Origin of the sequence: Brumicola blandensis (genome assembly GCF_031846165.1) — a bacterium.
Lineage (GTDB): Bacteria > Pseudomonadota > Gammaproteobacteria > Enterobacterales > Alteromonadaceae > Glaciecola > Glaciecola blandensis.
Genome location: NZ_JAVRIE010000005.1, coordinates 285,089 through 310,675, shown reverse-complemented (window position 1 = coordinate 310,675; position 25,587 = coordinate 285,089). Strand labels below are relative to the sequence as shown.

The window sequence follows — 25,587 nt, the reverse complement described above, 5'->3', positions numbered from 1 at the left end:
TTTTCTTGCTCCTCAGTTTGTCACTTAGTCTATACCGATAAACCCGCCAGTTTGATGCGCCCAAAGTTTTGCATAAATGCCATTTAAGGCGATTAGCTCTTGGTGACTGCCAGCTTCAACAACCTTGCCCTGATCAAGTACTAATAATCGATCCATTTGCGCAATGGTAGATAAGCGGTGTGCAATGGCCAAGACTGTCTTATCTTCCATGATTTTATCTAAACATTGCTGAATGGCCGCCTCTACTTCTGAGTCAAGCGCGGATGTTGCCTCGTCTAAAATCAAAATGGGGGCATCTTTTAGCATCACCCGAGCGATCGCAATACGCTGCCTTTGCCCACCTGAAAGTTTTACACCTCGTTCACCCACATGAGCATCATAGCCTGTGCGCCCTTTTGCATCACTCAGACTCAAAATAAACTCATGTGCCTCTGCTTGTTTGGCGGCTGTGATCATATCTTCTTCGGTGGCATCAGTGCGACCATAAATTATATTGTCCCGCACACTTCTATGCATAAGAGATGTATCTTGAGTGACCATGCTAATGTGTCCACGCAGGCTTTCTTGCGTGATATCAGTAATATTCTGTCCATCAATAAGTATCCGACCTGACTTAATGTCATAGAATCGCAAGAGAAGATTAACCAAGGTAGACTTACCAGCACCAGAGCGGCCAACTAAGCCGACTTTTTCACCTGCTTTAATATTGATATCGAGTTGTTCAAATACGCTTATTTCAGTGTTATTTTTTGCTTCATAAGCAAAGTTAACTTTTTCAAAGTCTATCTTTCCGCCCTGCATTTGCAGTTTTGGTGCATCTTTTTTATCCGTAATTGCAGCAGGCACGGCAAGCGTATTGATCCCATCTTGCACGGTACCGATATTTTCAAACAAGGAGGAAACCTCCCACATTATCCATTGTGACATACCATTTAAGCGCAGACTTAAACTCACTGCGATGGCGAGATCACCAGGAGATACAACGCCGTTGACCCACAAATAAATAGCCAAAGCAGCCATTGAGAATACTAATAAGGAATTACTGGTCCAAACGCAGGCCTGCAAGACTGTCACTAGTCGCATTTGCGGATACACGGTTTGCAGGAAACCATCCATACTTTCACGCGCGTAGTTTTCTTCTCGCTTATGATGTGAAAACAGTTTCACCGTCATGATGTTGGTGTAACTATCAACTATCCGTCCGGTCATGATTGAACGCGCATCAGCTTGTTTTTGAGAGACTCTTTTTAGACGCGGCAATAGTATTCGCAATATCGTCACATAGGCCACTAACCAAATGATGAGCGGCATCGCTAAACGCCAGTCGGTCGAAAAAACTAGCACGATAATACTGATGAAATAGACACAAATATACACCGCCAAATTCATGATTTTCATCACAGTTTCGCGCACAGACAAGGCGGTTTGCATCACTTTGGTTGCAACTCGACCAGCGAACTCATCCTGATAAAATGACAAGCTTTGCCCTAATAGATAGCGATGAGCTTGCCAGCGAATACGCATCGGGAAGTTGCCCAATAAAGACTGATGAGTTAACGCAGATTCTAATATGACAAGGAAAGGCAATACGACCAAGACCACAACCGCCATCCAAATCAGGCTTGTCATTTCTTCATCAATAAAAGTGCTTTTGTCGCGCGTAGAAAACCAATCCACTAATTGTCCCATGTACCCAAACAATGATACTTCGAGCATCGCCACGAGTGCACTGATGGTTGAAACGGCAAATAGGACTGGCCACATTCCCGTAGAGTAATGACGGCAAAATGCAACAAAATCGGTAGGCGGCTTGCCTGGCTTAGTGTCTGGGAAAGGTTTAGTTAAACTCTCGAAAAATGAAAACATTCAATCTCTTTTTATTAGCTTGGTAATTTTAGGTACTTGCATTGAGTGAACAATGATAACAGGCAATTGTGACGTGATCTTGAAAATGTGGCATCAAATGACACCACATTCTTTGTTTTTGCTAGAGGAATTTTTGAAGTAATTTAAAGACCCAGTATATGACAATACCAAATTGCACTAAGAAAAAGACAAAGCGAACTTGAATGGCCACATTTGACGTCGACACTAAGTGCACTAAAGCTTGCAATACACGAGCAAGTAACAGGACATAGGCCAAACCATTGGTAATGGCCGTTGAGTCGGTCGCAATCGCGAGAATCAGTGTGCCACCAATAAAACTAAAACACTCTACTGCATTAGCATGAACCCGAGTTAAGCGTTGTCCGAGCTCTGGTACATCACTACCATCCGCTTGAAATTTTAAACCTTTCTTTTTACCGCTGAAAGTAATAGCACTACGATACCCTGCCAGCATGAGTAGCAGTATGAGTATGATGGAAATATACCCTAAAAGAGTAATAATTGTTTCGTTCATAAATATCCTATTTTATTATTTTTAGTGTCACTTTTTTGAGTAAAAAAACCGCCGTATTGACACCTATGCTAATGCATACTCTGTTTGATAGACAGATTAATGTTACAAGTTATTTCATTTTGTCCATTGTAGTTGATTCTTTTTCAAGAGCGGATAAGGTGTTGTATTACCGAAATTCGAGTTATCAATATCAACACAGGAAGACACATGAAACATTTAAGCAAAGCACTCTTAGCAATGAGTGTTGCAGTCGCACTGGGTGCTTGTACGCCGGCTCAACAAGCAAGTAGTGAAAGTGCAGTGCCAGCAGCCGAGCAAGCTGTGGCCTTAAAATCAGGCATTATCACTGAAAATATGGACTTGAGCGTAAAACCAGGTGATGACTTCTATCGTTACGTGAACGGTTCATGGTTAAAAACGATAGAAATTCCTGCTGATAAAGCATCTTACGGCAGTTTTGCTATCTTGGCAGACGAAGCACAAGAAGATGTAAAGGCAATTATCGATACAGCTTCACAAGGCGACTTCGCGGTAGGTTCAGACGAGCAGAAAGTCGGTGATATGTATAGCTCTTACATGGATATTGATAACCGAAACGCAATGGGAGTGTCTCCACTTAGCCCAGAGCTTGCCAAAATTGCGGCAATTTCAAACTATAACGATTTAGTGGAATATTTTGCCTATGCCATTAAATATGGCTATGGCACACCCGTCAGCTTCTTCCAATATGCTGACTTCAAGTCACCAAACGAATATGCACTTTATGCGTGGCAAGCTGGCATTGGCCTTCCGGATCGAGAGTACTACTTCAAAGAAGATGAAGATGGGAAGAAGATATTAGCCGCCTACAAAGCGCATATCGAAAAAATGTTTGGCTTGGCTGGTATTGAAAACGGTGCCGAAAATGCGGAAATGTTGCTTGCTTTAGAAACGCAAATTGCTGGCCAGCACATGAAAAAAGAACAGTCGAGAAACTGGGCAGAGAACTACAGCAAATTGAGTATGGACGAGTTAAAAGCACTAATGCCTAATTTTAATTGGGACGCTTTCGTTGCAGCGAGTGGTTTTGATATGCCAGACAGCATGATCATTATGCAAAACGATTTTTTAGCTGGCATTGATACGATTATTACTGAAACTTCTATAGAAGACTGGAAGACCTTTCTTCAGTGGGGCTTAATCAACGCTTCAGCTGGTTCATTAAGCATGGACTTGGACAAGGCAAATTTTGAGTTTTACAGCACCATATTGTACGGCGTAGAAGAACAGCGACCTATGTGGCGTCGAGCGACAGGTCTACTGAATAGCACCTTAGGTGAAGTGATTGGTAAGGTGTATGTGAAAAAGCACTTCCCACCTGAAGCAAAACAACGCATGCAAGTGATGGTCGACAACCTAATTAAAGCATATGAAGTTAGTATCAATGAATTAGATTGGATGACTGATGAAACGCGTAAACAAGCACTAGATAAGCTGTCTAAGTTCACCGTGAAGATTGGCTATCCAGATGAATGGAAAGACTATTCTGCCCTACAGGTTTCAGATAAAGACTTATTTGGTAACTTACGGAAGGCATCTGAAGTCACTTATGCGGAAGAATTGGCAAAACAAGGTAAGCCAGTTGATAAAACTGAATGGGGAATGACACCCCAAACAGTAAACGCTTACTACAATCCAACGGCTAATGAGATTGTCTTCCCAGCTGCAATATTGCAGCCGCCATTCTTCGACTTAAATGCTGAAGATGCTGTCAATTATGGTGGCATTGGTGCAGTAATTGGCCATGAAATAGGTCACGGCTTTGATGACTCAGGCAGCACTTTCGATGGAGACGGCGTTCTTCGTAATTGGTGGACAGATGCAGACCGTGAGGAATTTAAACAGCGTACTGGCAAATTAGTAGAGCAATATAACGCGTTTGAGCCTTTAGAAGGCGTCTTCGTTAATGGCGAATTTACACTGGGTGAAAACATCGGTGACTTAGGCGGAATTAGTATTGCATTGAAAGCATACGAAATGTCGCTACAGGGTGAAGAGTCACCTGTACTAGATGGCTTTACCGGTGAACAACGTGTGTTCTTAGGTTTCGGTCAAGTTTGGGCTGGAAAGTATCGAGATGAAGCACTGAAAAGCCAAATCAATACCGACCCGCACTCACCAGGACAATACAGAGCCAATGGCTCTGTACGTAACGTACCTGAGTTTTATACTGCCTTCGATGTTAAGGAAAGTGATGCACTTTACCTTCCACCTGAAGAGCGTGTGAAAATTTGGTAAGACGCTAATTGATCAAAAAAGCCAGCATCACTTTCTTATCGTTGCTGGCTTTTTTTTCATCTTTACCTATTTGTAATTTGCTACAAATACCTCTAAAAACTTATGCTTGTTCACTCCACTCAACCGCGCGATCCCTTCCTTCACTTTTTGCTAAATACAAACTTTGGTCGGCACGTTTAATTAACGATTCCATATTATCGTCGAGAGAAGCGTCATATTTTGCTAGGCCCATTGAAAAGGTAAATTGATGCGTACTAGGCACACCCTCAATTTCGTGTTCATTTAGAAAATGGCGAAGGCGCTCAAAAACGTCAAAAACCTTACCAAACTCAATATCGTCAAAAACGATTAACCATTCTTCACCACCATAGCGACCAAAACTATCTTGCTTTCGTAGCACCTGATTACAGGTGTCTGAAAATGCCTGTAGCGCTTTATCACCCGCCGCATGTCCATATTTGTCGTTGAGCTGCTTAAAGTTATCAAAATCAATGAGGCCAACGATTAATTCAGTACTTCCTTGTTCAGCTTGTTCAAATTTCAGCGATAAACTGTCTAAGACAGCGCGTCTATTCGGAGAGCCCGTTAAATAGTCCTTAAGTGCTAAGGCTTTAAATAAGTCTCGGTTTTTCACTTGCTTAAACAGTAAAAAACCAACGACGAGTAGGAGCATTAAAACCAGTATACTGATTAATAACAAGGTTTTGGTTTGCTCTTGTTTAGTCTGTATTTCAAGGTTTTTAAGTTGGTTCTCGCTCAGTAGCATTTGATTTTGTTCGTCTGTTAATTCGCTATCGAACTGAATCCGATACTTTTCAATGTCACGCTGTCGGTCAAGATAAAACGCATTTTTTAAATTATCATAGTTATTACTTATCACCTCAAAAGCCAGCTTAAACTCGCCTTTTGCAGCGTGAATATCAGCCAAGGTAAGAAAATACTCATCACGATCAGATGCTTCTTGAAGCTTGTCTAAGAAAGGCTCACTCTTTCGCAAGCTTTCAAGCGCTTTATCAAACTTGCCTTGTCCAAGGTATGAAGCCGCCAAACCAACATGAATATCAAATTGGTTTAACAAACTGCCTGTTTCGGCGAATAAATCTACAACTTGATTATAACCATCAATCGCAAATTGCCACTGACCTAGTTCTTTGTGGGCATCAGCTTGACGTTTGACTGCCCAGGCAATGCCAATTTCATCATTGATTTCTTTACTGATCGACTTTGCAAGTGACAAAGAGTTAATCGTGAGTTCATATTCACCCTGTTGAAAGTGAGTATTCCCTATGTTGTATAACACGACAGATTTCAGAAATTGATCGCCGGCAGCATTGGTTGCTTTCAAGGCTTCGCTAAAATACGTCATCGCTTTTGTTGGATTGCCGATGTCTGTATTGACATTACCTAGAGCTAGCTTCACAAAGGCCTTGTCAGAATCATTATTAGTTTCTGCATAAGCTTGATAGGCAAAACGATAATTCTGAATCGCATCCGCATATTCTGCAATCATATACTGGCTTTCTGCTACCGCTACGAATACATCACCCTTTATGCTTGGTTTTGTTATTTCAATAACATCTTCAAGTAACTTTTGTCGCAATACCTTCACACTTTTAAAGTTTCCAAGTGCTGCGTCAATTCTTATCTGGCTCATGTCTAAGCGCAAGTGAACTTCTGGGTCTTCAAACGATTTTGCTGCTTCGTAAAGGGGCTTGAGTTTACGATTTGCTTCATTGGTATTATCGAGACTGACTTCTAGTTCAACATCCAATATTGATGCGAGAAGCTCGGCGTATTGCCATTTTTTATTGATACTTGTAGCCTTTAATTGAGCGACGCTTAAACGTTTCTCGATAGGTGTTTGAGTCGTATCTTCAGCTAAGGCGCGTAGCTCAGAGATTAAGTCGTCTGGGGTACTGTATTTTGCGTCTTGTCCTTTTACTTCGAACCCGCCAAATACAGCAATGGCAAGAGCCAAGTAAAAACTACGTCTCAAGAAGTGCATAAATACCTTTTCATTAAAGCCCTGCTGCTTACTTTGTATACTATTACTTTCAAAGGCAACGCGCTATAAGCTTTAGACATTTAGTCCTTTTAAATTTAAATAAGAGAAAGCCTGTATTGGCCAAGTCCTGTTGCACCGCGACTTAAATTAGCTTGTAGGGCAAATTGTGCTTCATTGTGAAATTCAGCTAAGCTTAAGGTTAATTATTCAATGAGGGACGTAAAATGGCTAAAATCACAGGTTTAGGCGGTGTGTTTTATGTTGTAAAGGATCCAGCAAAAACTCGACAGTGGTACAAAGAGAAGCTGGGTATAGATGGAGAGTATGGACCACAACTAAACTGGTCTGAAGAAACAGGTGATAAACCTTACTCGTTAATCAGTCACTTTGAAAAACATGACTATATTCAGCCGGGGAAATCAGATTTTATGATCAATCTGCGCGTGGATGACCTCGATGGATTTCTCGCAGAATTGAAAAACAAAGACGTGGCTATATTAGATTCGGTGGACGAGGGCTATGGCAAGTTTGCTTGGCTACTCGACCCTGACGGCATCAAGATAGAGTTATGGCAGCAGGTTCAAGCGCCTGAATGAATATCAGCAAGTACTTAGCGCGTTATTTAGCACGCTAAGTACTTATCAAAACGCTACAGTTTTCTGGCCTTGAAACGTTTGCCTTTGATCCGACGTTCACGGAACTGCGCCAACGCTCTTTTGACGCTTCTTTCTTTAATAGCAATATATGCGTGACGAGCGCTGATCGAAATCTTACCGATATCAGCCCCGGGTATTTCAGCTTCTTTAGTCAACGCCCCAAGTATATCGCCAGGTCTCAGCTTATCCCTTTTTCCGCCATCTACCGCAATACAAACATACTCTGGTTGCTTGATACGATTTGCATGAAAACGAACGGTCTGAATATTTAATTTTTTAATCGTCGCATCTGTTTTTGCTGCAATTTCATCTAGCTTATCTTCTTCAGCTTGGTCGATTAAGGTAATCGCTAAGCCCTTTTCTTCAGCTCGACCCGTCCGTCCGATACGGTGAGTATGTGTATCAATATCTTCGCTAACACGATGATTGATGACAAGATCGACGCGCTCAATATCTAAGCCACGCGCGGCAACGTCAGTGGCGACTAACACACTGACTGTTTTATTTGAGAATCGCGCCAATACTTGGCTTCTTTCTGATTGCTCCAAATCACCATGCAGACCAAGTGCTTTAAACCCCATTTGATAAAGTTCGTCACTTAGTTCTTTAGTTTCGCGTCTGGTACGACAAAAAACGATCGTCGATTCGATCTGATGATGCGTTAGTAGCGCTGCAACAGCTTGTGTTCTATGTTCGCTATTAATGCGATAAGCTTGTTGCTCAATTGTAGGCGCTTGCTGCTTATCTTCTTCTACTTTAATAATTTTTGCATCGCGCTGATACTGCTTAGTAATAATTTGTATCTGTTCGGGGTAAGTTGCTGAAAAAAGCAAAGTTTGACGTGTTGCTGCTAGTGCCGTTTGAGATAAGTTGTGCATGACGACTTTCATTTCATCTTCAAATCCCATATCGAGCATCCGATCGGCTTCGTCAAGTACAAAGGTGTTCACTTTTTTCAAACTCAAGGTGCGCTTGCCAATATGGTCCATGATTCTACCTGGCGTACCGACCACCACATTCGCACCATAACGTAAGCTTACAATCTGCGGACCCATTGGCATACCGCCAACTAAGCTAACGACTTTTAAATTCGACATACGCTTGGCTAATAAACGAATCTGCTCTGCCACTTGCTCGGCTAATTCACGAGTTGGACACATGATCAGCGCCTGAGGGTTTTTCGCATTGACCTCAATCTTGCTGAGTAATCCGAGGGCGAAAGCCAAAGTTTTACCGCTCCCTGTTTTTGCTTGTACTGCGATATCTTTGCCAGCAAGTACGTCCGGTAGACAAGCCGCTTGAGTCTCAGTCATTTGTGTATAGTTTGCGCTTTCAAGCGCTTCGTTTAACTCGGTAATCAAACCAAGTTTGGCAAAGCTTAATTCATTGCTCATGCGAGTTTCCATTGCAGTGTTTCACCAGCAAAGAAAGGGACTATGTCATCACCTGTTGGTAATACGATATTGTCTGGAACATCCCAACTTTGCTTGTGCAGGGTAATTGTCCCCTCATTTCTAGGTAAACCGTAAAAATCCGGCCCGTAATGACTCGCGAAACCTTCTAGTTTATCGATAGCGTTTAAATCTTCGAAGACTTGTGCATAAAGTTCAATTGCGCTCCAGGCGCTGTAACAACCTGCACAACCACAAGCATTTTCTTTTTTGTGTTTTTCATGCGGCGCTGAGTCTGTGCCCAAGAAAAACTTCTTAGAACCCGATGCAACAACAGCTCTAAGAGCCTCTTGGTGCGTATTTCGCTTTAGTACTGGCAGACAATAGTTGTGTGGCCTTACTCCACCAACAAGCAAATCGTTTCTGTTCAATAACAAATGCTGAGGAGTAATCGTTGCTGCGACATTCTCCGACGATTCAAGCACAAAGTCAGCCGCGTCTTTGGTTGTGATGTGTTCAAACACGACTTTCAAGCCCGGAAAGTCTTTAACGATATCGCGCAAATAGGTATCAATGAAGGCTTTTTCACGGTCGAATATATCAATGTGAGACTCTGTCACCTCACCGTGGATGAGTAATAACATGCCTACCTCTTGCATCGCTTCAAACACAGGATATAAAGCTTTGATACCTTTTACCGCAGCATCTGAATTGGTCGTTGCGCCTGCAGGATAAAGCTTTGATGCCACAATGCCCGCCGCTTTTGCTTCTTTAATTTCTTCACTGGTCGTATTGTTAGTGAGAAACAGGGTAAGCAGTGGCTCAAAGTCAACACCTTGAGGTACGCAGGCCATGATCCGTTGCTTATAATCTAAGGCCATTTTCGTCGTCGTGACAGGCGGAACTAAGTTGGGCATAACAATGGCGCGTTTAAAACAACGAGCAGTGGCTGGCACTGTTTCTTGCAACATATCGCCATCGCGGAAATGTAAATGCCAATCATCAGGAGTTTGAATTGTAAGGGTTGCCGTCATGCCAGTCTCACCATGCTGTAGAAGAGGAAAAATCAATGGCGCATATTATGCCCTAAAATGACCTTGAACGGGTAAAAAACTACCTTTCAATTCCCTTTAATGACTGCACAGGCAGTAAGCTTACTTTGGCAATGAACAGAGGTGTGTCCTCTTTGCAATAAGCAACACATTCTTGAATCACTTTTTTCTTCTGACTCGATTCAGGACCAAACTCTTTTGCATCCTCTGAAATATCAGGACCAACAAGGATGTTCACGGCATCATTACTGCGCAAAGCCGCTAATTGTTTTTTATCGATACACATCTTTTGTGTCGCGTAAATCATAGGATTAGAAATCAAGTCGATATCTTCGAACGCCGCACGCTCTAGCAAAGCTGATGAGATGAGCCCTAAAGGGTACATTTCTGGAAAGTCGACTTTATCTGCAAATTCATCAATGAAGAGGTTTTGTTCTGCTCCCGCACTGGCGAGAAAATTCTTTGCGTTCCCAAGGATCATGTATTTTCTTTTTAAAAAATAATCCGTCCCTGGTACTAAATCTCTATCTGGCAGGTCATTCAGCATGTGCATAGGAGGTAAGCCCGCAGGTAGCGCTAAGGTCATTTGATTACCATCACGCTTGAAGCCCACTATCGCGGGTTTCTTATTTGCTTTCAATACGAGTCGGCGAGAATAAATGCTTGGTCCATCGTTGTGACTCCATTTTCCTGACTTTACCGATAGCGCTACTTCATCATCAGGGCGAACGCACGAAGCAAAGTTGAAGTCGTAAGCGCTATAGCGAAAGTGTTCAGTATCCACTTCATCGGCATCTTGAGTGGCCAGTAAACGAAACTGGTACTCAATGTAACAGCCGAGTTGAAAACCAAGGGAAATAGGCCCCTCAAATGGATTGTCGCGCAACCAATGCCAGCGATTTTTATCATGAAACAAATTAAAATCATCTGTCGAATTGCGCGCAATATCAATATGCACTTGAGACATGGTTAACATATATTTTCTATTTTCCTCAGCACGGTGAGTAACAATTTAACGAACATCACAGGCCGCACAAAAGCGCAGCTCGTATGTCGATATACACCTTTATCGGCGAATGTCGCTTAAGCCTTATTATCGCGGAGAAATCACTCAATAGCGTATTTTTATCAATACCCTATTAGTCGGAAACTAGAATACTAGCGTTGATTTATGTGGCTTCAAGTAATTGATAAGCATCAAAAACGGGTTTAAGTTGCTGCTCATAGCGTTTCCAGTAACCGAGCTTATGGGTATTAATCGGCCGACGTACTTGTGTTTCACTGAAGGTAAAACTGGCGACAACCTCTTGATGGAACTGCAGGTATTTTTCATCCCAATGGAGTTCACAAAAAGAAAACAGCTTCGCAAATTGTGATTCCGGGGCTGTAACAAGTTCATCGTAATAAACGTCAATCACCTGCTCTGGGAAGCGTCTACTCCACTCGTCCATCAAGGTATTGGCAGTGTATATGGCGTGTGCGATGTCAGCTAAACGACAAGCATACGCATGATGCACATTGAAAAACTGGGAATAAATTGATAGTGCTAGGTCACCTAAATTTCGGCGCATCTGAACAACTTTACAGTTGGGAAATGCGCTCAAGATAGCTCCCACATAACGGAAGTTGTGAGGCATTTTATCAACCAAATTCAGCTGCTTATCAGATATTTGATTCAACTCTCGGTATTGTGAATCGATGCTTGCTTGCATGTTTTTCAGATCTGTAACAACTTGCTCAGTTGATGTTTGCGTGTTCGGGTATAAGAGCTTATTTTCAAATAGATTGGCAACAGCGTTGCTTTCTCCGACACTTTGAAAATTAGCTTGTTGAGATAAAACACGATTCACCAAGGTAGTACCTGAGCGAGGCATGCCAACAATAAAATAATGTGCTGGCGACTCCTTCGACTTAAGCGCATTTTCACCTATACGGCTCCCGCTACTTACATAGGGGAAGGATCGCAAACGCTGATACTGCGCCTCAATCACCTGTGGCTGATAGCCTTTTTTATGTATCGTTAAGTGTTGGTTCTGTAATTCATTAGCAATAGCATATGTATCGAACGCATCTTGGTAGCGCTCTAGCTTTTCATAAGCCTTAGCAAGGGTAAATAGGTTGTGTTGGCGATCGTATGAATAGACTTTTTCGACCTCTATTTTTTGCTGTTGGAGAAGTTCTTCCCCAATTAACGCGGGCAAATGAGCAATACACTCAGCATTGTCCTTCTCGCTACCGAGATCTTGTTTTACTTGCCATGCAAACTCTGCTTCAGGTTTAATACCTAGCGCCGCCTCCGCAGCTACTAGCGCACCCGCCTTATCATTTTCAATACGACATACCTTACACTCTAATTCAAAGCGCTGAATCGATTGGTCACCGAGTAAAATGGCTTTGTTTAGCTCTTGTCTCGCCTGTGTAGATTGATGCGTAAGTAAATATAGGTCAGCAAATTTAATATGTATTTGTGCGTTATTTGGTACCAATTGACTGAGCGTTGTATAAGCTTCGACAGCCTTCTGGAAACTTTGCATCTTCAACAGACAAATCGCATGCTGGCTTAAAACGTTCGGCTCCTTGGGAAAGTGTTTAACTAAGGTCTCACTATGCGCTAAAGCGGCTGGCCATTGTTCTAGCTTCATAAAAGCTGAAATTTGATTGAGTTTTGCTTGTGCAGACAAGCTTGAAAAATTCTTGAGCAATTCGATGACTTGCTGATGTTCGCCCAAACGAGAAGCTATTGCAGCAAGTTGCTCTTTCATTCTCTGGTCATTTGGTACAAGTGAACATACCTTGGAAAGTCGCTTCTTTGCCTCTTTATCTTGCTTTGCGTTGACCAAACAAACAAGCGCGTTGAAATTAATATCGAAAGCCTCTGGCTCTAAGAGAAGCGCTTCTGAAAAAGACTGAATAGCAAGATCAAAGCGCTTGGTTTGATTATATAGCGTGGCAATACCAAACAAGGCTGACGCTATATTTGAAGGCTCCTGTTGGCTTTTAGCCTGTGCTAGAGCGGCTTGATAGTTTAGCTCTGCTTGTTGCAAGTCACCTTGTTGATGAAGCTTCTCCGCTTGACTCAGTATTGCTGCAGTGTTCATGTTGCCCAAATCGTTGTTTTGCTTTGCATAGATGATACCCCAAGCCGAAATATAAATGTATTCCCTCACTCGATTATCTGCTTTGAATAGCGTGCACACTGCTATTTATTACGTAGCAAAATGAAAGAAAAACCGCTAATCTTGGTCTTTTAGAGACAAGTCATCAGACTCAAACCTATTTTACATATTTAGACCTTGGTAAAGAATATCTTCATGCAGCATTCGATTAGTATCCGTAACATTATGCCCAACCCTAGCCCCGCCAAAAAAGCCTTAATTTGGGCATTGGATCGAATACTTGGGGTAAAAAAAATGAATGCCCTATATCAACAACATAAAATGCAGGGTTTAAGCAAGGAGTCGTTCTCTGATCGCTTAATTGAGTTACTTGAATTGGATATACAAGGGATTGAAGCGCTGCAGAGCAACATTCCTAAATCGGGTCCTGTGGTGATTGCTAGCAATCATCCTTTCGGTGGAATAGAGGGTGTGATACTGGCCCGTTTAATTGGTGAAGTTCGCCCTGACCTCAAAGTTCTTGCAAATAAAGGCTTAGGTATTTTCAAAGAACTGTCAGACTACTTTATTTTTACGAATCCACTGTCGCCCAATGATCCCAAAAACGGCCCTTCTTTACGCCAATGTATGAAGCACGTAAACGCACAAGGTGCACTGCTTATCTTTCCCGCTGGCAAAGTGTCTTATTATCAAAAAGCAAAAGCAGGTATTAGCGAGCACACTTGGAATAAACTAGTAGGAAGACTCGTGAGCATTGATCAATGTCAGTACGTTCCTGTTTTTGTGAATGGCTTTAATAGCCCAGCGTTTTATCGTATTGAGAAGCTTTACTTCAAATTACGTATGCTTTTTTTAGGAAGAGAGTTACTGAACAAAACTGGGGCAACGATTCAGGTTTCTTGCGGCAATGCGATTAAAGAAAAACAAATCTCACGAGACCTGAATTACGAGCAGAAAGCAAAACTTTGCCGAGCATTGAGTTACGCGCAAGACAATAGATGGCGCTATGAATGGCCAGCAGATAAAATAACCGAACAGCTACCTATTATTGAAGAAATAGATAAACATCAATTGCTGACAGAGCTTCAAGCCTTGCCTTCAGACCAATTACTCCTCACCAACAAAGGTTACTCTGTTTACTATGGTTATCAATCACAACTCCCTCTAATCGTTCAGGAAATTGCTCGCTTACGTGAAATAGTGTTTCGCATGCATAATGAGGGTAGTGGCCAGCCACTTGATACCGACCACTACGATGCAACCTACACACATTTATTTATCATTGATAATGAACAACAGAAAATTGTCGGTGCTTATCGTATGGGGCTGAGTGACAAGCTCATGGAGAAGGACGGTATAGCAGGTTTGTATTTACATAAGATGTTCAAGTTCAAATCTAGCTTTGCTAATCAACAAGGTCCATGTATGGAAATGGGACGCTCATTTTTGATCCCCGAGATGCAAGGTTCATATCAAGGCTTACTCTTGCTCTGGAAAGGAATTGGCCGATTCGCCGCAAAATTTCCACAATACCGCACATTGTATGGAACGGTCTCTATCAGTAAGCTTTTCGATCCGCGAAGCGTAAAGCTGATAGAGCAGGCCTATATTGACAATGAAAGTGCATCTCAGGTGAGCGCGCACAATCAATTTGAATTTGACAGTCATGTCGAAATTGATGAACTTGCTGAAGAAATTGAGCTTCGAGATCAACTCACCAGCTTTTTAAGTAGCATTGAAAGTGATGGAAAAGATGTGCCGGTGCTCGCCAGACAATACTTAAAAATGGGTGGCAAGTTTCATGCTTTAGGTATCGATACCAGCTTCAATCATACGCCAGGGTTACTGCTAAGTGTTCACTTCCCGAGTGCGCCTGAAAAATTATTGAAGTTATATGTGGGTGAGGAGTACGAAGCTTATCGAGATTGGCAAGCTTCGTAGTTCGCTTAGTTCTTTTTCGTGTAGGCCGCAATAATCACAATCCGCTGCCCATTTACTTTGCCTTCAATATGCAGAGGGTTGTCACTCAAACCAATATTACGCACTGGTGTGCCGCGCTTAGCGGTAAAGTTAGCACCTTTAACGTCAAGGTCCTTGATAATGGTTACCGAATCACCGGCCGATAAAGCAACACCGTTAACATCTAGAGTTGGCTCTTGATCATCTGCCACACCAGCATCGGCCCAAGCTTTGGTGTCTTCCTCTAAATAAATCATATCAAGCGCATCTTGCGCCCATGTTTCAGAATTACATTTATGCAGCATCCGATACGCAAGCACTTGCACAGCAGGTACTGTTGACCACATCGCATCATTCAGACAACGCCAGTGGGTATAATCTAAGTCTTCGCTTGCTGTGATTTGTGACAAACAATGTCCACATACAAGCACTGCGCAGTTGGCTGTTTCATCAGGAGAATGTGGCAATGGATATACAGAAAGGTCACTAGTGCTGGCACATAGCTCGCACTTTTCATTGCTTCGAGCATGTAAGGTTGTTTCGATGGACATAATGTAGTTAGAGCAGTCATTGTGAATTTGCGCGCATAATAACACGCAAACACACAAAAATAATGTGGATTTATATTTGTTTATGCACTTTGATTTAAATGCGTAATTGTTGCAGGAGCATATCCAAAGAACTCAGGAAGCTCTTTACCCTGCATATTGCGAATAATACGAATCAGAGCATAGTGATGAATGGCATGACTTGCGACAAAAACCAGTTCGCGCTCTAAAGTGGATTCGCACGTCGTTGACTTTGTATGACTGATATCAATCTCGGTTGTCACTTTGACTTTGCGATTTAATAATGTGTGACTGCAGGTATCGGCTAACCATGTACTGATTTCTTCTAGTCTCGCGATCGCTTTCTGCGGAAACTGCTCAACCTCACCATGACGATTTCGTTTGTTGTAGTTAATTTCACCGCTGTCAGCGGCATCAACAATCGCTAGAAAATGGTCAACAATATGTCGAATGTGAGCACCGATACTACTCGAGAAATGAGGCTTCAGAGAGGCTTGATAATCAGTGAGACTAATGTCATCCAGTAAACTGATTGCTTGCTCTACTACATCGACGTAACTGTTTGACATGTTTACCCTTATCGTTTTTCTTTTTCGTTTGTTACCGTGCTAACACTTCTTCAGAATACTAGAGCTACAAACAATCAATGTTCGATATACTAGTGGTGTTTCACATTTATCGCAAATACGAGGTCTTAACCAGCTCTCATTGTAGACCTTAGGTTACTATAAATTATTTCATTTTTATTATAATTCGCGCAAAAACAGCGAAAAGCTGAATTATTATTGCGTAAAATCAAGATAACTAGCATATAACAGCTGCATTCACTGATCTTTAATTTTTTCATAACGAAATTATCACGTTACCGTCACACTACTAAATAAGATAGATATCTTGTACTTGAGTACTAAATCTTTACACTTGTCAGTCTTATTTCAGCTTTGCTGCCTAGCATTCGCTACGCATACGTATTCATTCTAAGATACGCTGAATTCCTGTTACATTTATTTAACGAAATACTGAGAGCGAACAATGACCGAATTACCTATTCACGATTATTACCCTCAAGCTAGTCAACTTGTCTACGGTTGCATGAATTTGGGTGGCGGTTGGAACAACAATAGCGTGAGCGACAGCGATATTAAGGAAGCGACGGCGATCGTTGAAACATGCCTGGCACACAAAATTAATGTCTTCGACCTAGCTGATATCTATACTTTTGGAAAATCGGAAGAAGTTTTCGGACAAGTTCTGAAGTCGATGCCATCACTACGTAAGCAAATGATCTTACAAACCAAAGTTGGTATTAAGCTCACGCCAACACACGAAGTTAAACAATATGATCTGTCACCAGAATGGATTACGAAAGCCTTAAACAACAGTTTGAAACGCTTACAAAGCGAAAATGTCGATATTCTATTCTTACACCGCCCCGACCCACTTATGGATCTGGACGATACTGCAGAAGCACTTAACAAGTTACACAAACAAGGTAAATTTAGTCATCTTGCTGTATCGAATATGCATGCCGCACAAATTGCATGGTTACAATCGGCGACGACAGTACCCATTATTGCAAACCAATTGCAGATGAGCTTAGAACATGCTGATTTTGTCGAAGAAACAATTACCACGAATATGAAAGAGGGCTGCAGCAGCGGCTTTCCACGGGGTACGCTGGAGTTTTGTGAACAGCAAAATATGCAATTGCAAGCATGGGGTTCCCTCGCTCAAGGGAAATACTCCGGTAATGGTAGTGACTCACCGACCGAGGCTGAATTGGCAACAAGCAAGCTAGTCTGTCAGCTAGCCAATCGCTACTCAAGTAATGCTAATGCCATCGTTTTAGCATGGCTAATGAAGCACCCGGTAAATATCCAACCAGTCATAGGCACCACTAACACTGATAGGATTATTGAATGCACGAAAGCCGGTAAGGTCAATCTGAGTCGAGAAGACTGGTATCAGCTATTCGAAAAAGCCCGAGGACACGAAATTCCATAGGCGAGATTACCCTAGGTAAAAATGTGCTCCCTTGATCAACTAAAAGAACCATAAAAAACGAGATAGATTATGAAAAATTCGCGCGCGCTTTGGTCAAACAGTCTTCGCCCTCTCTTGGGTAAAGCCTTGCTCGTCAGCTCAATTGTAATGGGCTTGAGTGCTTGTGGTGCAGCTAAAAATGAAATGCCTGATAGTGGCAAAACGGCTGAAGAAGAAAACACGGCGACGGCAGAATATCTCACGCGGGATATTCGTGACGACATTTTCTATTTTGTGATGCCAGATCGTTTCCATAATGGTAATCCAGACAATGATCAAGGTGATCCGACTCGCCCAATTTCATACGGCGGTTTCGATAATACTTCCAAGTGGGCTTTTAACGGCGGAGACATGCGCGGCGTTGAAGCTAAACTAGACTACATACAAGACATGGGCGTAACGGCAATATGGATGACGCCCTTATTGCGTAACAAAGCGGTTCAAAGTGATGGTTTTGGCCATCATGGTTATTGGGTAATTGACTTTACCGAAATTGATCCGCATTTTGGCACGAACGAAGATCTTCGAAGCTTGATCGATGCCGCACATGAGCGCGGAATCAAAGTCTTTTTCGATATTATCACCAATCATACTGCCGACGTAATTAAATACAAAGAATGCCACAACGAAGATGGCACATTTATCAGTGGCAAACCTGGCTGCAAATACAAGTCAAAAGCTGACGTTGCTGCGGGCGATACCTACACGCCGTTTATTTTAGACCAAGAGAAAGGCGTTAAAGTACCTCAGTGGTTAAACGATCCGAAATATTATAACAATCAGGGGGATAGCTTCTGGCAAGGCGAAAGCGCAGTGCATGGCGATTTTGTTGGTTTAGATGATCTTGACACAGCCAACCCAGAAGTCGTTTCTGGGATGACGGAAATATTCAAAAACATCATTACTGAATTTAAACCCGATGGTTTTCGTATTGATACAGTAAAACATGTCGACCTTAGTTTCTGGCAATCCTTTGGGCCAGCAATTGTGGCACATGCAAAATCATCCGGTATTCCAAACTTTCACATTTTTGGCGAAGTCTATGATGGAAACCCGGCAGTATTGAGTAAATTCACGACAGCAGGAAAGCTGCCTAGCGTGCTTGATTTTAGTTTTCATTTTAATGTGAAAGACGCGCTCTTCCATAACAAAGATGTGAATCGTATCGGTCAATTGTTTGATAATGATGACTATTATCGTGATGCAGACTCTTCACCTGATTTGTTAATGAATTTCTTAGGAAACCATGACGCTGGTCGTGTGGGCCTGTTTATCAACCAAGGTTTTGCGGATGCTAGTAAGGCCGAGAAATTACAACGCTCGGTATTAGGTCATGCATTTATGTATATGTCCCGAGGTATTCCAGTCGTTTATTATGGCGATGAACAAGGTTTTACAGGTGACGGAGGAGACGTAGATGCACGAGAAAATATGGATCCGTCATTCGTGGCAGAGTACAACGACAACCTACTCATTGGCACATCACGCACTACCGCCGATGATAATTTCGATCAGAAACATCCAATTTATCAATCACTTAAAAACTTCGCTAAAGTAAGAAGTGAGCATCAAGCATTACGCACCGGTATTCACCAAAATCGTTTGATTGATAACAAAAATCGTATCGTCGCTTTCTCTCGCATCGATAAACAAGAAATGCGTGAATACTTAGCTATTTTCAATATGGATACGGAAACTCGAAAGGTTGCTTTAAACGTCGATTCACTTTCATATTCTAGCGTGCTTGGTAATAACGCTAAGGTAAATCAAGGCTCACTTACAACCACCATAGAGCCTCTCAGCTTCGTTTTGTTAAAGGCCGACCAAGTACACAAAGGCAGCGAAATTTTTGATGTAAAAATGAGTGAAAAATATACTGACAATGAGCGCGTATTTTTGCCAGTGAATTTGAGCTTTGGTTCGCAACAAGCTTTACAGGTAGCTGATGTGTCATTCTATGCTGTGGATGAAAGCGGCGCTGAAACGTTCCTATCAAACGATGATACGTCGCCTTATCGCGCAGTGTTGCTCCCAGAGCAATTAGAGGGTGTTACACAATTGAAAGTGATTGTGAAAGACAGTAGCGAAAACGAAATGAGTAAAACCTTCAAACTATAGGTCTGACAAATGAACTTGGGTTTACTGAACGGTAAACCCTGTTTCTAAAGCTAGCTGCAGATAATTATTATACGAAATAACGTGCTCTCCGTATTGCAAAAGCGCTTCATAAAATCAATGACACCCAAATCCACAGCATGCTAAACCACGCCATGTCTTGATTTTTTTCTACACATGCGTGACTCTATGGTGCTTTCCATTTAAAGGAATATTGTTAATGCTGAATGTATATAATGCTAGGGTTTCATTACTACTAGGGATGTTAATAGCTTCCTTCGCTTTTGCCGAAATCACACAGGCTAATACCTCTGCCCCCCACAAGGAAGTTGAAGTGCAGAGTCCTTATGAGCTGATCATGCCAATGCGAGAACGCGCTGAGACTATCGACAAGCTATTAAATGATAAACTCAATAATACCTTGCCCGCCTTAATGCGGCGTGAGGGTATCGATATGTGGCTGCTCATTTCACGTGAATACAATGAAGATCCAGTATTAAAAACAATGTTACCTTCTACTTGGTTGTCTGCTCGTAGACGCACCATATTACTGATTGTTGATCCGGGTGAAGGGAAGGATTTAGAGCGCTATGCTGTTGCTCGTTATCAAGTTGACACCTTGTTTAAAAAGGCCTGGGATAAAGAAGCCGAACCAGATCAGTGGCAGCGTCTTGTCGATCTTATTAAGCAAATCAACCCTAAGAAAATCGGTATTAATAAATCAGAACATTTTGCCCTTGCAGACGGCATCACTGCGACTGAATATCTTGCGTTTATGGAGAAGCTCGGAGAAAAATACCGTGAACGCGTTGTGTCTGCCGAAATGTTAAGCTTGGCTTGGCTCGAAACACGCACACAACTTGAAATGGAACTGTATCCGACTATTGTGAGCATTGGACATCAGATTATAAAAGAAGCCTACACCAGTGGTTTTATCAAACCCGGCGAAACAACAACAGAAGATATTATTTGGTGGCTCAGAGACAAAAGCCGTTCATTGGCCCTTACAAATTGGTTTCACCCTAGCGTAAGTATTCAGCGAGCAAACCCAGAAAAGTTCAATCATATTCAAGCATTCAGTAAGCGCGCTGCCCCTCAGGTTGTGCAAAAAGGCGATTTGTTACATATGGACTTTGGTATCACCTACTTGCGCTTAAATACGGATCAACAACAACATGCCTATGTGTTAAATGATGGCGAAACTGATGCGCCTGATTATTTGAAAAAAGCATTAGCCAATGGGAATCGCCTACAAGATATATTTACCTCATTATTTGAACTGGATAAAACAGGTAATGCCGTTCTGAAGGAAGCGCGTGCGCAAGCTATTTCAGAGGGAATCAAGCCATCAATTTACACTCATCCTTTGGGTTATCATGGCCATGCCGCGGGAACAACTTTAGGCATGTGGGACTCGCAGGGTGGGGTTCCCATTCAAGGCGATTACCCATTGCACGCCCACACAGCCTATTCCATTGAGTTGAACGCCGCTACATTCGTCGAGGAATGGGGTAAAGAAATCCGGATCATGCTCGAGGAAAATGCTTACTTTGATGGCGAAAGAGTAGAATATATGGATGGTAGGCAGACTCAATTTCACTTAGTCGAAGCACAATAGCTGAACTTCAATCTCAACCTTTCCCAATTAGGTATGAACAGAAACACCTAAAACCAAGCGGTATTCCAGCTATATTACCAAAGGTTAAAAAAATGTAATGATTCTGTAGGCCTTTAAAATAAAGGCTTACAGGCTAGATACAAAACTCACCTTCATTTTGCAGTTCAATATCCTGATCTGCCATTTTTACCGCAGCGTAATCTTATTGTTATCAAAAACAATCAAGGAAATGTTAACCATGAAGCTCATAACAAAAATAGTGTCTGTGACATTTGCAATGTTTCTATTGCAAGCATGTAATGATGATGATCCTGCACCTCAACCAATTCCTCCAGTTGAATCAGCAAATACAATTGCTGATATAGCGAAAGAGAACACTGGCTTGACTACCTTAGTTGCAGCGTTGGAAGCGACTGGCTTAGACGAAACATTAGCGGACCCTGCAGGTTCGTTTACTGTTTTTGCACCGACCAACGCAGCATTTAGCGCACTCGGCCAAGATACCATCGACGCATTGTTAAACGACACTGACACCCTAACGTCAATCTTAACTTACCACGTATTAGCGGGCGAAGTAGATGCCGCAGCCGCTATCGCTGCAGCTGGCACAACCGTTGAGACAGTAAACGGCGCTAGCATAGCAATTACTCTGCTTGGCGACAGCTTGCTGATCAATGGCGTAACGGTAACACTAGCTGATGTTCAAGCATCAAACGGCGTCATCCACATCTTAGATGCAGTTTTATCAGAACCAGCTGAGCGTGGAATGCCAAATGCAAATATCGTTGAGACAGCGGTGGCTGCAGGTGATTTCACTATCCTAGCAGATTTACTCACTTCAACTGGCTTGGTAGACGTGCTGACAAATGCAGACGAGGAGTTTACGGTATTCGCGCCAACAGACGCCGCATTTGAGAGTTTAGGTGAGAACGTCTTAACATCTTTAAGTGAAAACCCTGAAGTCCTAGAGGCAATTTTACTCCAACATGTCGTCGTTGGTTCAACTGTCGATTCACTTACCGCATTCACCTTAGCAGGAAACGATGTAGAAACGGCTTCTGGTGCTGAAATCCCACTAAGTATTAACACAAATAATGATCGTCTCACATTTGGCGGTGCTAATGTTGTCGCTGCAGATGTATATGCAACGAATGGCGTTATCCATGTAATTGATATGGTTGTCGTTGCTGACGTTGTTGTACCACCTGCGGGCGAGAATATCGTTGAAGTCGCAGCTGATAACGCAAACTTCTCTACCCTTGTTGCAGCTTTACAAGCAACTGGTTTGGACGCTGTATTAGCGGATGAAAGTGGTGTGCAGTTTACTGTTTTCGCGCCAACTGACGCGGCATTCGCACAGCTTGGTCAAGATACTATCGACGCCTTACTTGCAGATCCTGAAACATTAGAAAATATTTTGCTGTACCACGTAATTGCAGGCAGTGCAGTCTTGCAAGATGCAGCAGTAACAGTAGCACAATCTGGCGACAACATTGTGACGATGGCGAATGAGCAAGGCGCTGCACTTAGCTTCCCAGACTCAACCCTTTACGTAAATAGCTCAGCAGTATCATCGACTGACGTTATCGCTAATAATGGTGTTATTCATGTGCTTGACCAAGTCATTTTACCACCAGAAATGCGCGGCGAGCCTACGCTAAATATTGTTGAGACAGCATTGGCAGACGATAATTTCTCAACACTAGTAACAGCCCTACAGGCGGCTGATCTTGTAGATACCTTAGCAAACGAAGATGCTACTTTCACCGTGTTTGCACCAACAAATGCAGCCTTTGATAAAATCGAAGACGCTGCGCTAGATGGCCTGCTGATGAATGTTGATGCGCTAACAGGTGTACTACTGCAACATGTTGTAGCAGATGCTGAAATCACTGCAGTACAAGCATATGCGGCAAATGGCGCAAGTGTGGATACGGTTTCAGGTAATGATGTAAGCGTAAACCTAGTTAACTTCACACAATCTGTGAACGACGACAATGCGGAAGTTGCTTATGATGCAGTAAACCAAATGTTGGTGGGCGGTGATGGCTCAGCAAACCCAGGCTTAACATTATATGTATTCAACAATGATTTAGGATCTGCTAGCAGCAACTGTAATGATGCGTGTGCTACTAACTGGCCACCTGTGTTGGTTACTGACGATGCTGTAAGCGGTGTACCTGGTTTAAGCACGATTGAACGTGCCGATGGTGGAATGCAAGCAGCATATCAAGGACGTCCATTGTACTTCTTCGCTAGCGATACTGAAGCGGGTGATATGAATGGTGACGGCGCTGGCAATGTTTGGTTTAAAGTTAGTCAAGCACCTGTTGCTCTTCAAATCCAAGGTTCTAACGTAACGACCACCGATATCTACACAACTAACGGTGTCATTCATGTTATCGACACAGTGATTACAGAGACGCTTGAGCCAGCAGCAATGTAAAGCTTAAAAGCTCGTTAAGAAGACCTCCACTCATGAGTGGGGGTCTTTTTGTTTCAGCCCTTATTTATTTTGAATAAAACAGTTTATTTAGCGGATTATGAACGGGCTCGGTTATGAACAGGCTTAGCAGTCATTGTTCGTTTTTATGCTTGAGTATTGATGAAGCTAAAAAGGGCAAGAGTCGCGGTAGAACCTAAGAAGGGATGATGTAAAAAACTTAAAAAAAAAACGTGGCAGTTGAACACTACCACGTTTCTTTGGATTGTTAATCACTAGAACCTAAAGCTGAAAAAATTCTCTACGCAACTCAGGGTTGTTGTTGAACGCACCGCCTAGTGAACTCGTTCTGGTGAATGAGTTACTGTCGCGGATACCGCGAGCTTTCACACAGTAATGCGTAGCGTTAATACTTACCGCAACGTCTTCGGTTCCCGTGAGTGCCTGTAACGCAACCATGACTTGTTGTGTCAAACGCTCTTGCACTTGCGGGCGCTGAGCAAAGAAGCCAACTAAACGGTTTATTTTAGATAGACCTATCACGGTGTCCTTGGGAATATAAGAGACCGTCGCTGTACCATCAATCGTCACGAAGTGATGCTCGCAAGTGCTAGTCAAGCTGATATCAGTCACCTGGACAGGTTGGTCGATGCTCATCTTGTTTTCAATTTGCGTTATTTTTGGGAACGCGCGGTAGTCTAAACCTGAAAAAATTTCATTAACGTACATTTTCGCGATGCGTTTTGGTGTATCTTGCAAGCTATCATCTTGCAGATCTAAGCCCAAGGTTTCCATCACCTCACGCATTGCGTTTTGTATCTTGGTTCGCTTTTCTTCATTGCTTAATCCGTTTTCCACCATAGGGGTTTCTAGGCCCTTAGCTTCCAATGCACGTCTGACAATAGCCGCTTCTGCAGAAATCGAAGGCTCTGCTGCTTCGCGGATTTTTATAGCTTCTTTTGCTAACATTTGGTCTTCCGGTGAATATTTATAAAGTGGTATACGGTATGATCTGATGAATTGGTTTACTAAAAAATGACAATTTGTTCATATAGGCAGCAATTCTTCCAATTATGGTCTAAATAAAACCGACACCACGTACAAGGTCGTACTATGATAATCATAGTACGAAACAGCAAGCCTCTAAATACGATAAGGAAACTCTCGCTTCATGACTTCTCCCATTCTCATTACCGGTGGCGCTCAACGCCTAGGATTAGCCATCGCAAAGGACTTATTACGTCAACATCATAAAGTGATTATAACATATAGAACGAAAAAGCCCTCAGTAGATGAATTAAAAGGCTTAGGTGCTCTGGCCATTCAAGCCAATTTTTCAACTCAAGATGGCATAGACTGCTTTATAGAAGCAATAAAAAAAGAAACAACATCCCTCAGGTGCATAGTCCATAATGCGTCTGATTGGGACCAAGAATCAGATACGCAGGATTACAACCAACTATTTGGTAAAATGATGCAAGTTCACGCTAACACGCCTTATCAGATCAACCTTGCCTTGCAAGGTTTGTTGCAGAAACACGCGACACAATCCGAGGAGTTTGGCGATATCATCCATATGACTGACTATGTGCAGTTAAAGGGAAGTAAGAAACATATCGCCTATGCGGCAAGTAAGGCTGCCTTACATAACCTCACTCTGTCATTTAGTGCCTTGCTGGCGCCGCAGATAAAAGTTAACAGCATTGCCCCTGCTCTTGTTATGTTCAACGATCATGACTCAGAGGAATACCGCGCACGCGCTTTGAAAAAGTCACTATTGGAAACCTGCCCCGGCGCAGAAGAGGCAGTTAAAGCAGTGAACTTTTTGTTGAACAGCAACTATATAACCGGACAGACAATTCATCTCGATGGTGGACGCCACTTAAAATAGGCCCATTCGTCAGTTTTCATTTTGCTATTTTGATTTATAAACAAAGGAACA

Annotated in this window: 18 protein-coding genes; 8 read left to right on the top strand and 10 right to left on the bottom strand. The window is 42.5% G+C overall.

The genetic code is table 11. The features are described from left to right. Window positions 1-24 precede the first annotated feature (24 nt). Window positions 25-1,866, bottom strand: a complete 1,842-nt coding sequence (locus RM544_RS13555; RefSeq protein ID WP_311362337.1) for an ABC transporter ATP-binding protein — start codon at window positions 1,864-1,866, stop codon at window positions 25-27. Window positions 1,867-1,987: 121 nt separating this feature from the next. Beyond that, on the bottom strand, window positions 1,988-2,401 hold the full coding sequence (locus tag RM544_RS13550; protein WP_311362336.1) for an MAPEG family protein: 414 nt from the start codon (window positions 2,399-2,401) through the stop codon (window positions 1,988-1,990). A 207-nt stretch (window positions 2,402-2,608) separates the two neighbouring features. Here RM544_RS13550 and RM544_RS13545 point away from each other — a divergent pair, with 207 nt between their 5' ends. Then, window positions 2,609-4,678: a M13 family metallopeptidase gene (locus tag RM544_RS13545; RefSeq protein ID WP_311362335.1), complete on the top strand. Its 2,070-nt coding sequence runs from the start codon at window positions 2,609-2,611 to the stop codon at window positions 4,676-4,678. Window positions 4,679-4,778: 100 nt separating this feature from the next. Here RM544_RS13545 and RM544_RS13540 read toward each other — a convergent pair whose 3' ends face one another. Beyond that, a complete protein-coding gene (locus tag RM544_RS13540) occupies window positions 4,779-6,674 on the bottom strand; it encodes a tetratricopeptide repeat-containing diguanylate cyclase (RefSeq protein ID WP_311362334.1) in 1,896 nt (631 codons plus the stop codon). A gap of 233 nt (window positions 6,675-6,907) precedes the next feature. On the opposite strand from RM544_RS13540, the gene RM544_RS13535 reads away from it, so the two are divergent. Continuing rightward, entirely contained in the window at window positions 6,908-7,279 is a 372-nt protein-coding gene (locus tag RM544_RS13535; protein WP_311362333.1) for a VOC family protein, read from the top strand. A gap of 53 nt (window positions 7,280-7,332) precedes the next feature. On the opposite strand, the gene dbpA is transcribed toward RM544_RS13535, so the two are convergent. From dbpA to RM544_RS13515, 4 genes are all read right to left on the bottom strand, one after another. After that, window positions 7,333-8,733 carry an ATP-dependent RNA helicase DbpA gene (gene dbpA / locus RM544_RS13530; RefSeq protein ID WP_311362332.1) on the bottom strand — a complete coding sequence of 467 codons (1,401 nt, stop codon included), beginning with the start codon at window positions 8,731-8,733 and terminating at the stop codon, window positions 7,333-7,335. Next, window positions 8,730-9,764 carry a dihydroorotase gene (pyrC, locus tag RM544_RS13525; protein ID WP_311362331.1) on the bottom strand — a complete coding sequence of 345 codons (1,035 nt, stop codon included), beginning with the start codon at window positions 9,762-9,764 and terminating at the stop codon, window positions 8,730-8,732. Before pyrC ends, dbpA begins: the two co-directional genes overlap by 4 nt. Window positions 9,765-9,843: 79 nt before the next feature. After that, entirely contained in the window at window positions 9,844-10,758 is a 915-nt protein-coding gene (locus RM544_RS13520; protein WP_311362330.1) for a hypothetical protein, read from the bottom strand. A gap of 193 nt (window positions 10,759-10,951) precedes the next feature. Continuing rightward, window positions 10,952-12,880 carry a tetratricopeptide repeat-containing sulfotransferase family protein gene (locus tag RM544_RS13515; protein ID WP_311362329.1) on the bottom strand — a complete coding sequence of 643 codons (1,929 nt, stop codon included), beginning with the start codon at window positions 12,878-12,880 and terminating at the stop codon, window positions 10,952-10,954. A gap of 213 nt (window positions 12,881-13,093) precedes the next feature. On the opposite strand from RM544_RS13515, the gene RM544_RS13510 reads away from it, so the two are divergent. After that, a complete protein-coding gene (locus RM544_RS13510) occupies window positions 13,094-14,839 on the top strand; it encodes a bifunctional lysophospholipid acyltransferase family protein/GNAT family N-acetyltransferase (protein ID WP_311362328.1) in 1,746 nt (581 codons plus the stop codon). 5 nt (window positions 14,840-14,844) lie between these two features. Here RM544_RS13510 and RM544_RS13505 read toward each other — a convergent pair whose 3' ends face one another. Together RM544_RS13505 and RM544_RS13500 are read right to left on the bottom strand one after the other, a co-directional pair. After that, window positions 14,845-15,408 carry a PhnA domain-containing protein gene (locus RM544_RS13505; protein WP_311362327.1) on the bottom strand — a complete coding sequence of 188 codons (564 nt, stop codon included), beginning with the start codon at window positions 15,406-15,408 and terminating at the stop codon, window positions 14,845-14,847. A gap of 80 nt (window positions 15,409-15,488) precedes the next feature. Then, the gene (locus RM544_RS13500; RefSeq protein ID WP_311362326.1) at window positions 15,489-15,995 is read right to left on the bottom strand and encodes a DinB family protein; all 507 of its coding nucleotides are present in this window, start codon (window positions 15,993-15,995) and stop codon (window positions 15,489-15,491) included. Between the two features lie 463 nt (window positions 15,996-16,458). Between RM544_RS13500 and RM544_RS13495 the strand changes: the two genes are divergently transcribed. The 4 genes from RM544_RS13495 (at window position 16,459) to RM544_RS13480 (ending at window position 23,648) form a co-directional block, all read left to right on the top strand. After that, entirely contained in the window at window positions 16,459-17,430 is a 972-nt protein-coding gene (locus RM544_RS13495; RefSeq protein ID WP_311362325.1) for an aldo/keto reductase, read from the top strand. A 69-nt stretch (window positions 17,431-17,499) separates the two neighbouring features. Further along, a complete protein-coding gene (locus RM544_RS13490) occupies window positions 17,500-19,587 on the top strand; it encodes an alpha-amylase family glycosyl hydrolase (protein ID WP_311362324.1) in 2,088 nt (695 codons plus the stop codon). A 217-nt stretch (window positions 19,588-19,804) separates the two neighbouring features. Then, complete coding sequence (locus RM544_RS13485) at window positions 19,805-21,202, top strand: Xaa-Pro aminopeptidase (protein WP_311362323.1); 1,398 nt, start codon at window positions 19,805-19,807, stop codon at window positions 21,200-21,202. 238 nt (window positions 21,203-21,440) lie between these two features. Continuing rightward, complete coding sequence (locus RM544_RS13480; protein WP_311362322.1) at window positions 21,441-23,648, top strand: fasciclin domain-containing protein; 2,208 nt, start codon at window positions 21,441-21,443, stop codon at window positions 23,646-23,648. 279 nt (window positions 23,649-23,927) lie between these two features. On the opposite strand, the gene folE is transcribed toward RM544_RS13480, so the two are convergent. Beyond that, a complete protein-coding gene (folE, locus tag RM544_RS13475; RefSeq protein WP_311362321.1) occupies window positions 23,928-24,614 on the bottom strand; it encodes a GTP cyclohydrolase I FolE in 687 nt (228 codons plus the stop codon). Window positions 24,615-24,816: 202 nt separating this feature from the next. Here folE and folM point away from each other — a divergent pair, with 202 nt between their 5' ends. Then, a complete protein-coding gene (gene folM / locus RM544_RS13470; RefSeq protein ID WP_311362320.1) occupies window positions 24,817-25,536 on the top strand; it encodes a dihydromonapterin reductase in 720 nt (239 codons plus the stop codon). Window positions 25,537-25,587 lie beyond the last annotated feature (51 nt).

What these genes read in the sequence shown, in the direction of transcription:
- RM544_RS13555 (WP_311362337.1), bottom strand. Translation starts at nt 1,866, where the DNA reads ATGTTTTCATTTTTCGAGAGTTTAACTAAACCTTTCCCAGACACTAAG.
- RM544_RS13550 (WP_311362336.1), bottom strand. Translation starts at nt 2,401, where the DNA reads ATGAACGAAACAATTATTACTCTTTTAGGGTATATTTCCATCATACTC.
- RM544_RS13545 (WP_311362335.1), top strand. Translation starts at nt 2,609, where the DNA reads ATGAAACATTTAAGCAAAGCACTCTTAGCAATGAGTGTTGCAGTCGCA.
- RM544_RS13535 (WP_311362333.1), top strand. Translation starts at nt 6,908, where the DNA reads ATGGCTAAAATCACAGGTTTAGGCGGTGTGTTTTATGTTGTAAAGGAT.
- dbpA (WP_311362332.1), bottom strand. Translation starts at nt 8,733, where the DNA reads ATGAGCAATGAATTAAGCTTTGCCAAACTTGGTTTGATTACCGAGTTA.
- pyrC (WP_311362331.1), bottom strand. Translation starts at nt 9,764, where the DNA reads ATGACGGCAACCCTTACAATTCAAACTCCTGATGATTGGCATTTACAT.
- RM544_RS13520 (WP_311362330.1), bottom strand. Translation starts at nt 10,758, where the DNA reads ATGTTAACCATGTCTCAAGTGCATATTGATATTGCGCGCAATTCGACA.
- RM544_RS13515 (WP_311362329.1), bottom strand. Translation starts at nt 12,880, where the DNA reads ATGAACACTGCAGCAATACTGAGTCAAGCGGAGAAGCTTCATCAACAA.
- RM544_RS13510 (WP_311362328.1), top strand. Translation starts at nt 13,094, where the DNA reads ATGCAGCATTCGATTAGTATCCGTAACATTATGCCCAACCCTAGCCCC.
- RM544_RS13505 (WP_311362327.1), bottom strand. Translation starts at nt 15,408, where the DNA reads ATGTCCATCGAAACAACCTTACATGCTCGAAGCAATGAAAAGTGCGAG.
- RM544_RS13500 (WP_311362326.1), bottom strand. Translation starts at nt 15,995, where the DNA reads ATGTCAAACAGTTACGTCGATGTAGTAGAGCAAGCAATCAGTTTACTG.
- RM544_RS13495 (WP_311362325.1), top strand. Translation starts at nt 16,459, where the DNA reads ATGACCGAATTACCTATTCACGATTATTACCCTCAAGCTAGTCAACTT.
- RM544_RS13490 (WP_311362324.1), top strand. Translation starts at nt 17,500, where the DNA reads ATGAAAAATTCGCGCGCGCTTTGGTCAAACAGTCTTCGCCCTCTCTTG.
- RM544_RS13485 (WP_311362323.1), top strand. Translation starts at nt 19,805, where the DNA reads ATGCTGAATGTATATAATGCTAGGGTTTCATTACTACTAGGGATGTTA.
- RM544_RS13480 (WP_311362322.1), top strand. Translation starts at nt 21,441, where the DNA reads ATGAAGCTCATAACAAAAATAGTGTCTGTGACATTTGCAATGTTTCTA.
- folE (WP_311362321.1), bottom strand. Translation starts at nt 24,614, where the DNA reads ATGTTAGCAAAAGAAGCTATAAAAATCCGCGAAGCAGCAGAGCCTTCG.
- folM (WP_311362320.1), top strand. Translation starts at nt 24,817, where the DNA reads ATGACTTCTCCCATTCTCATTACCGGTGGCGCTCAACGCCTAGGATTA.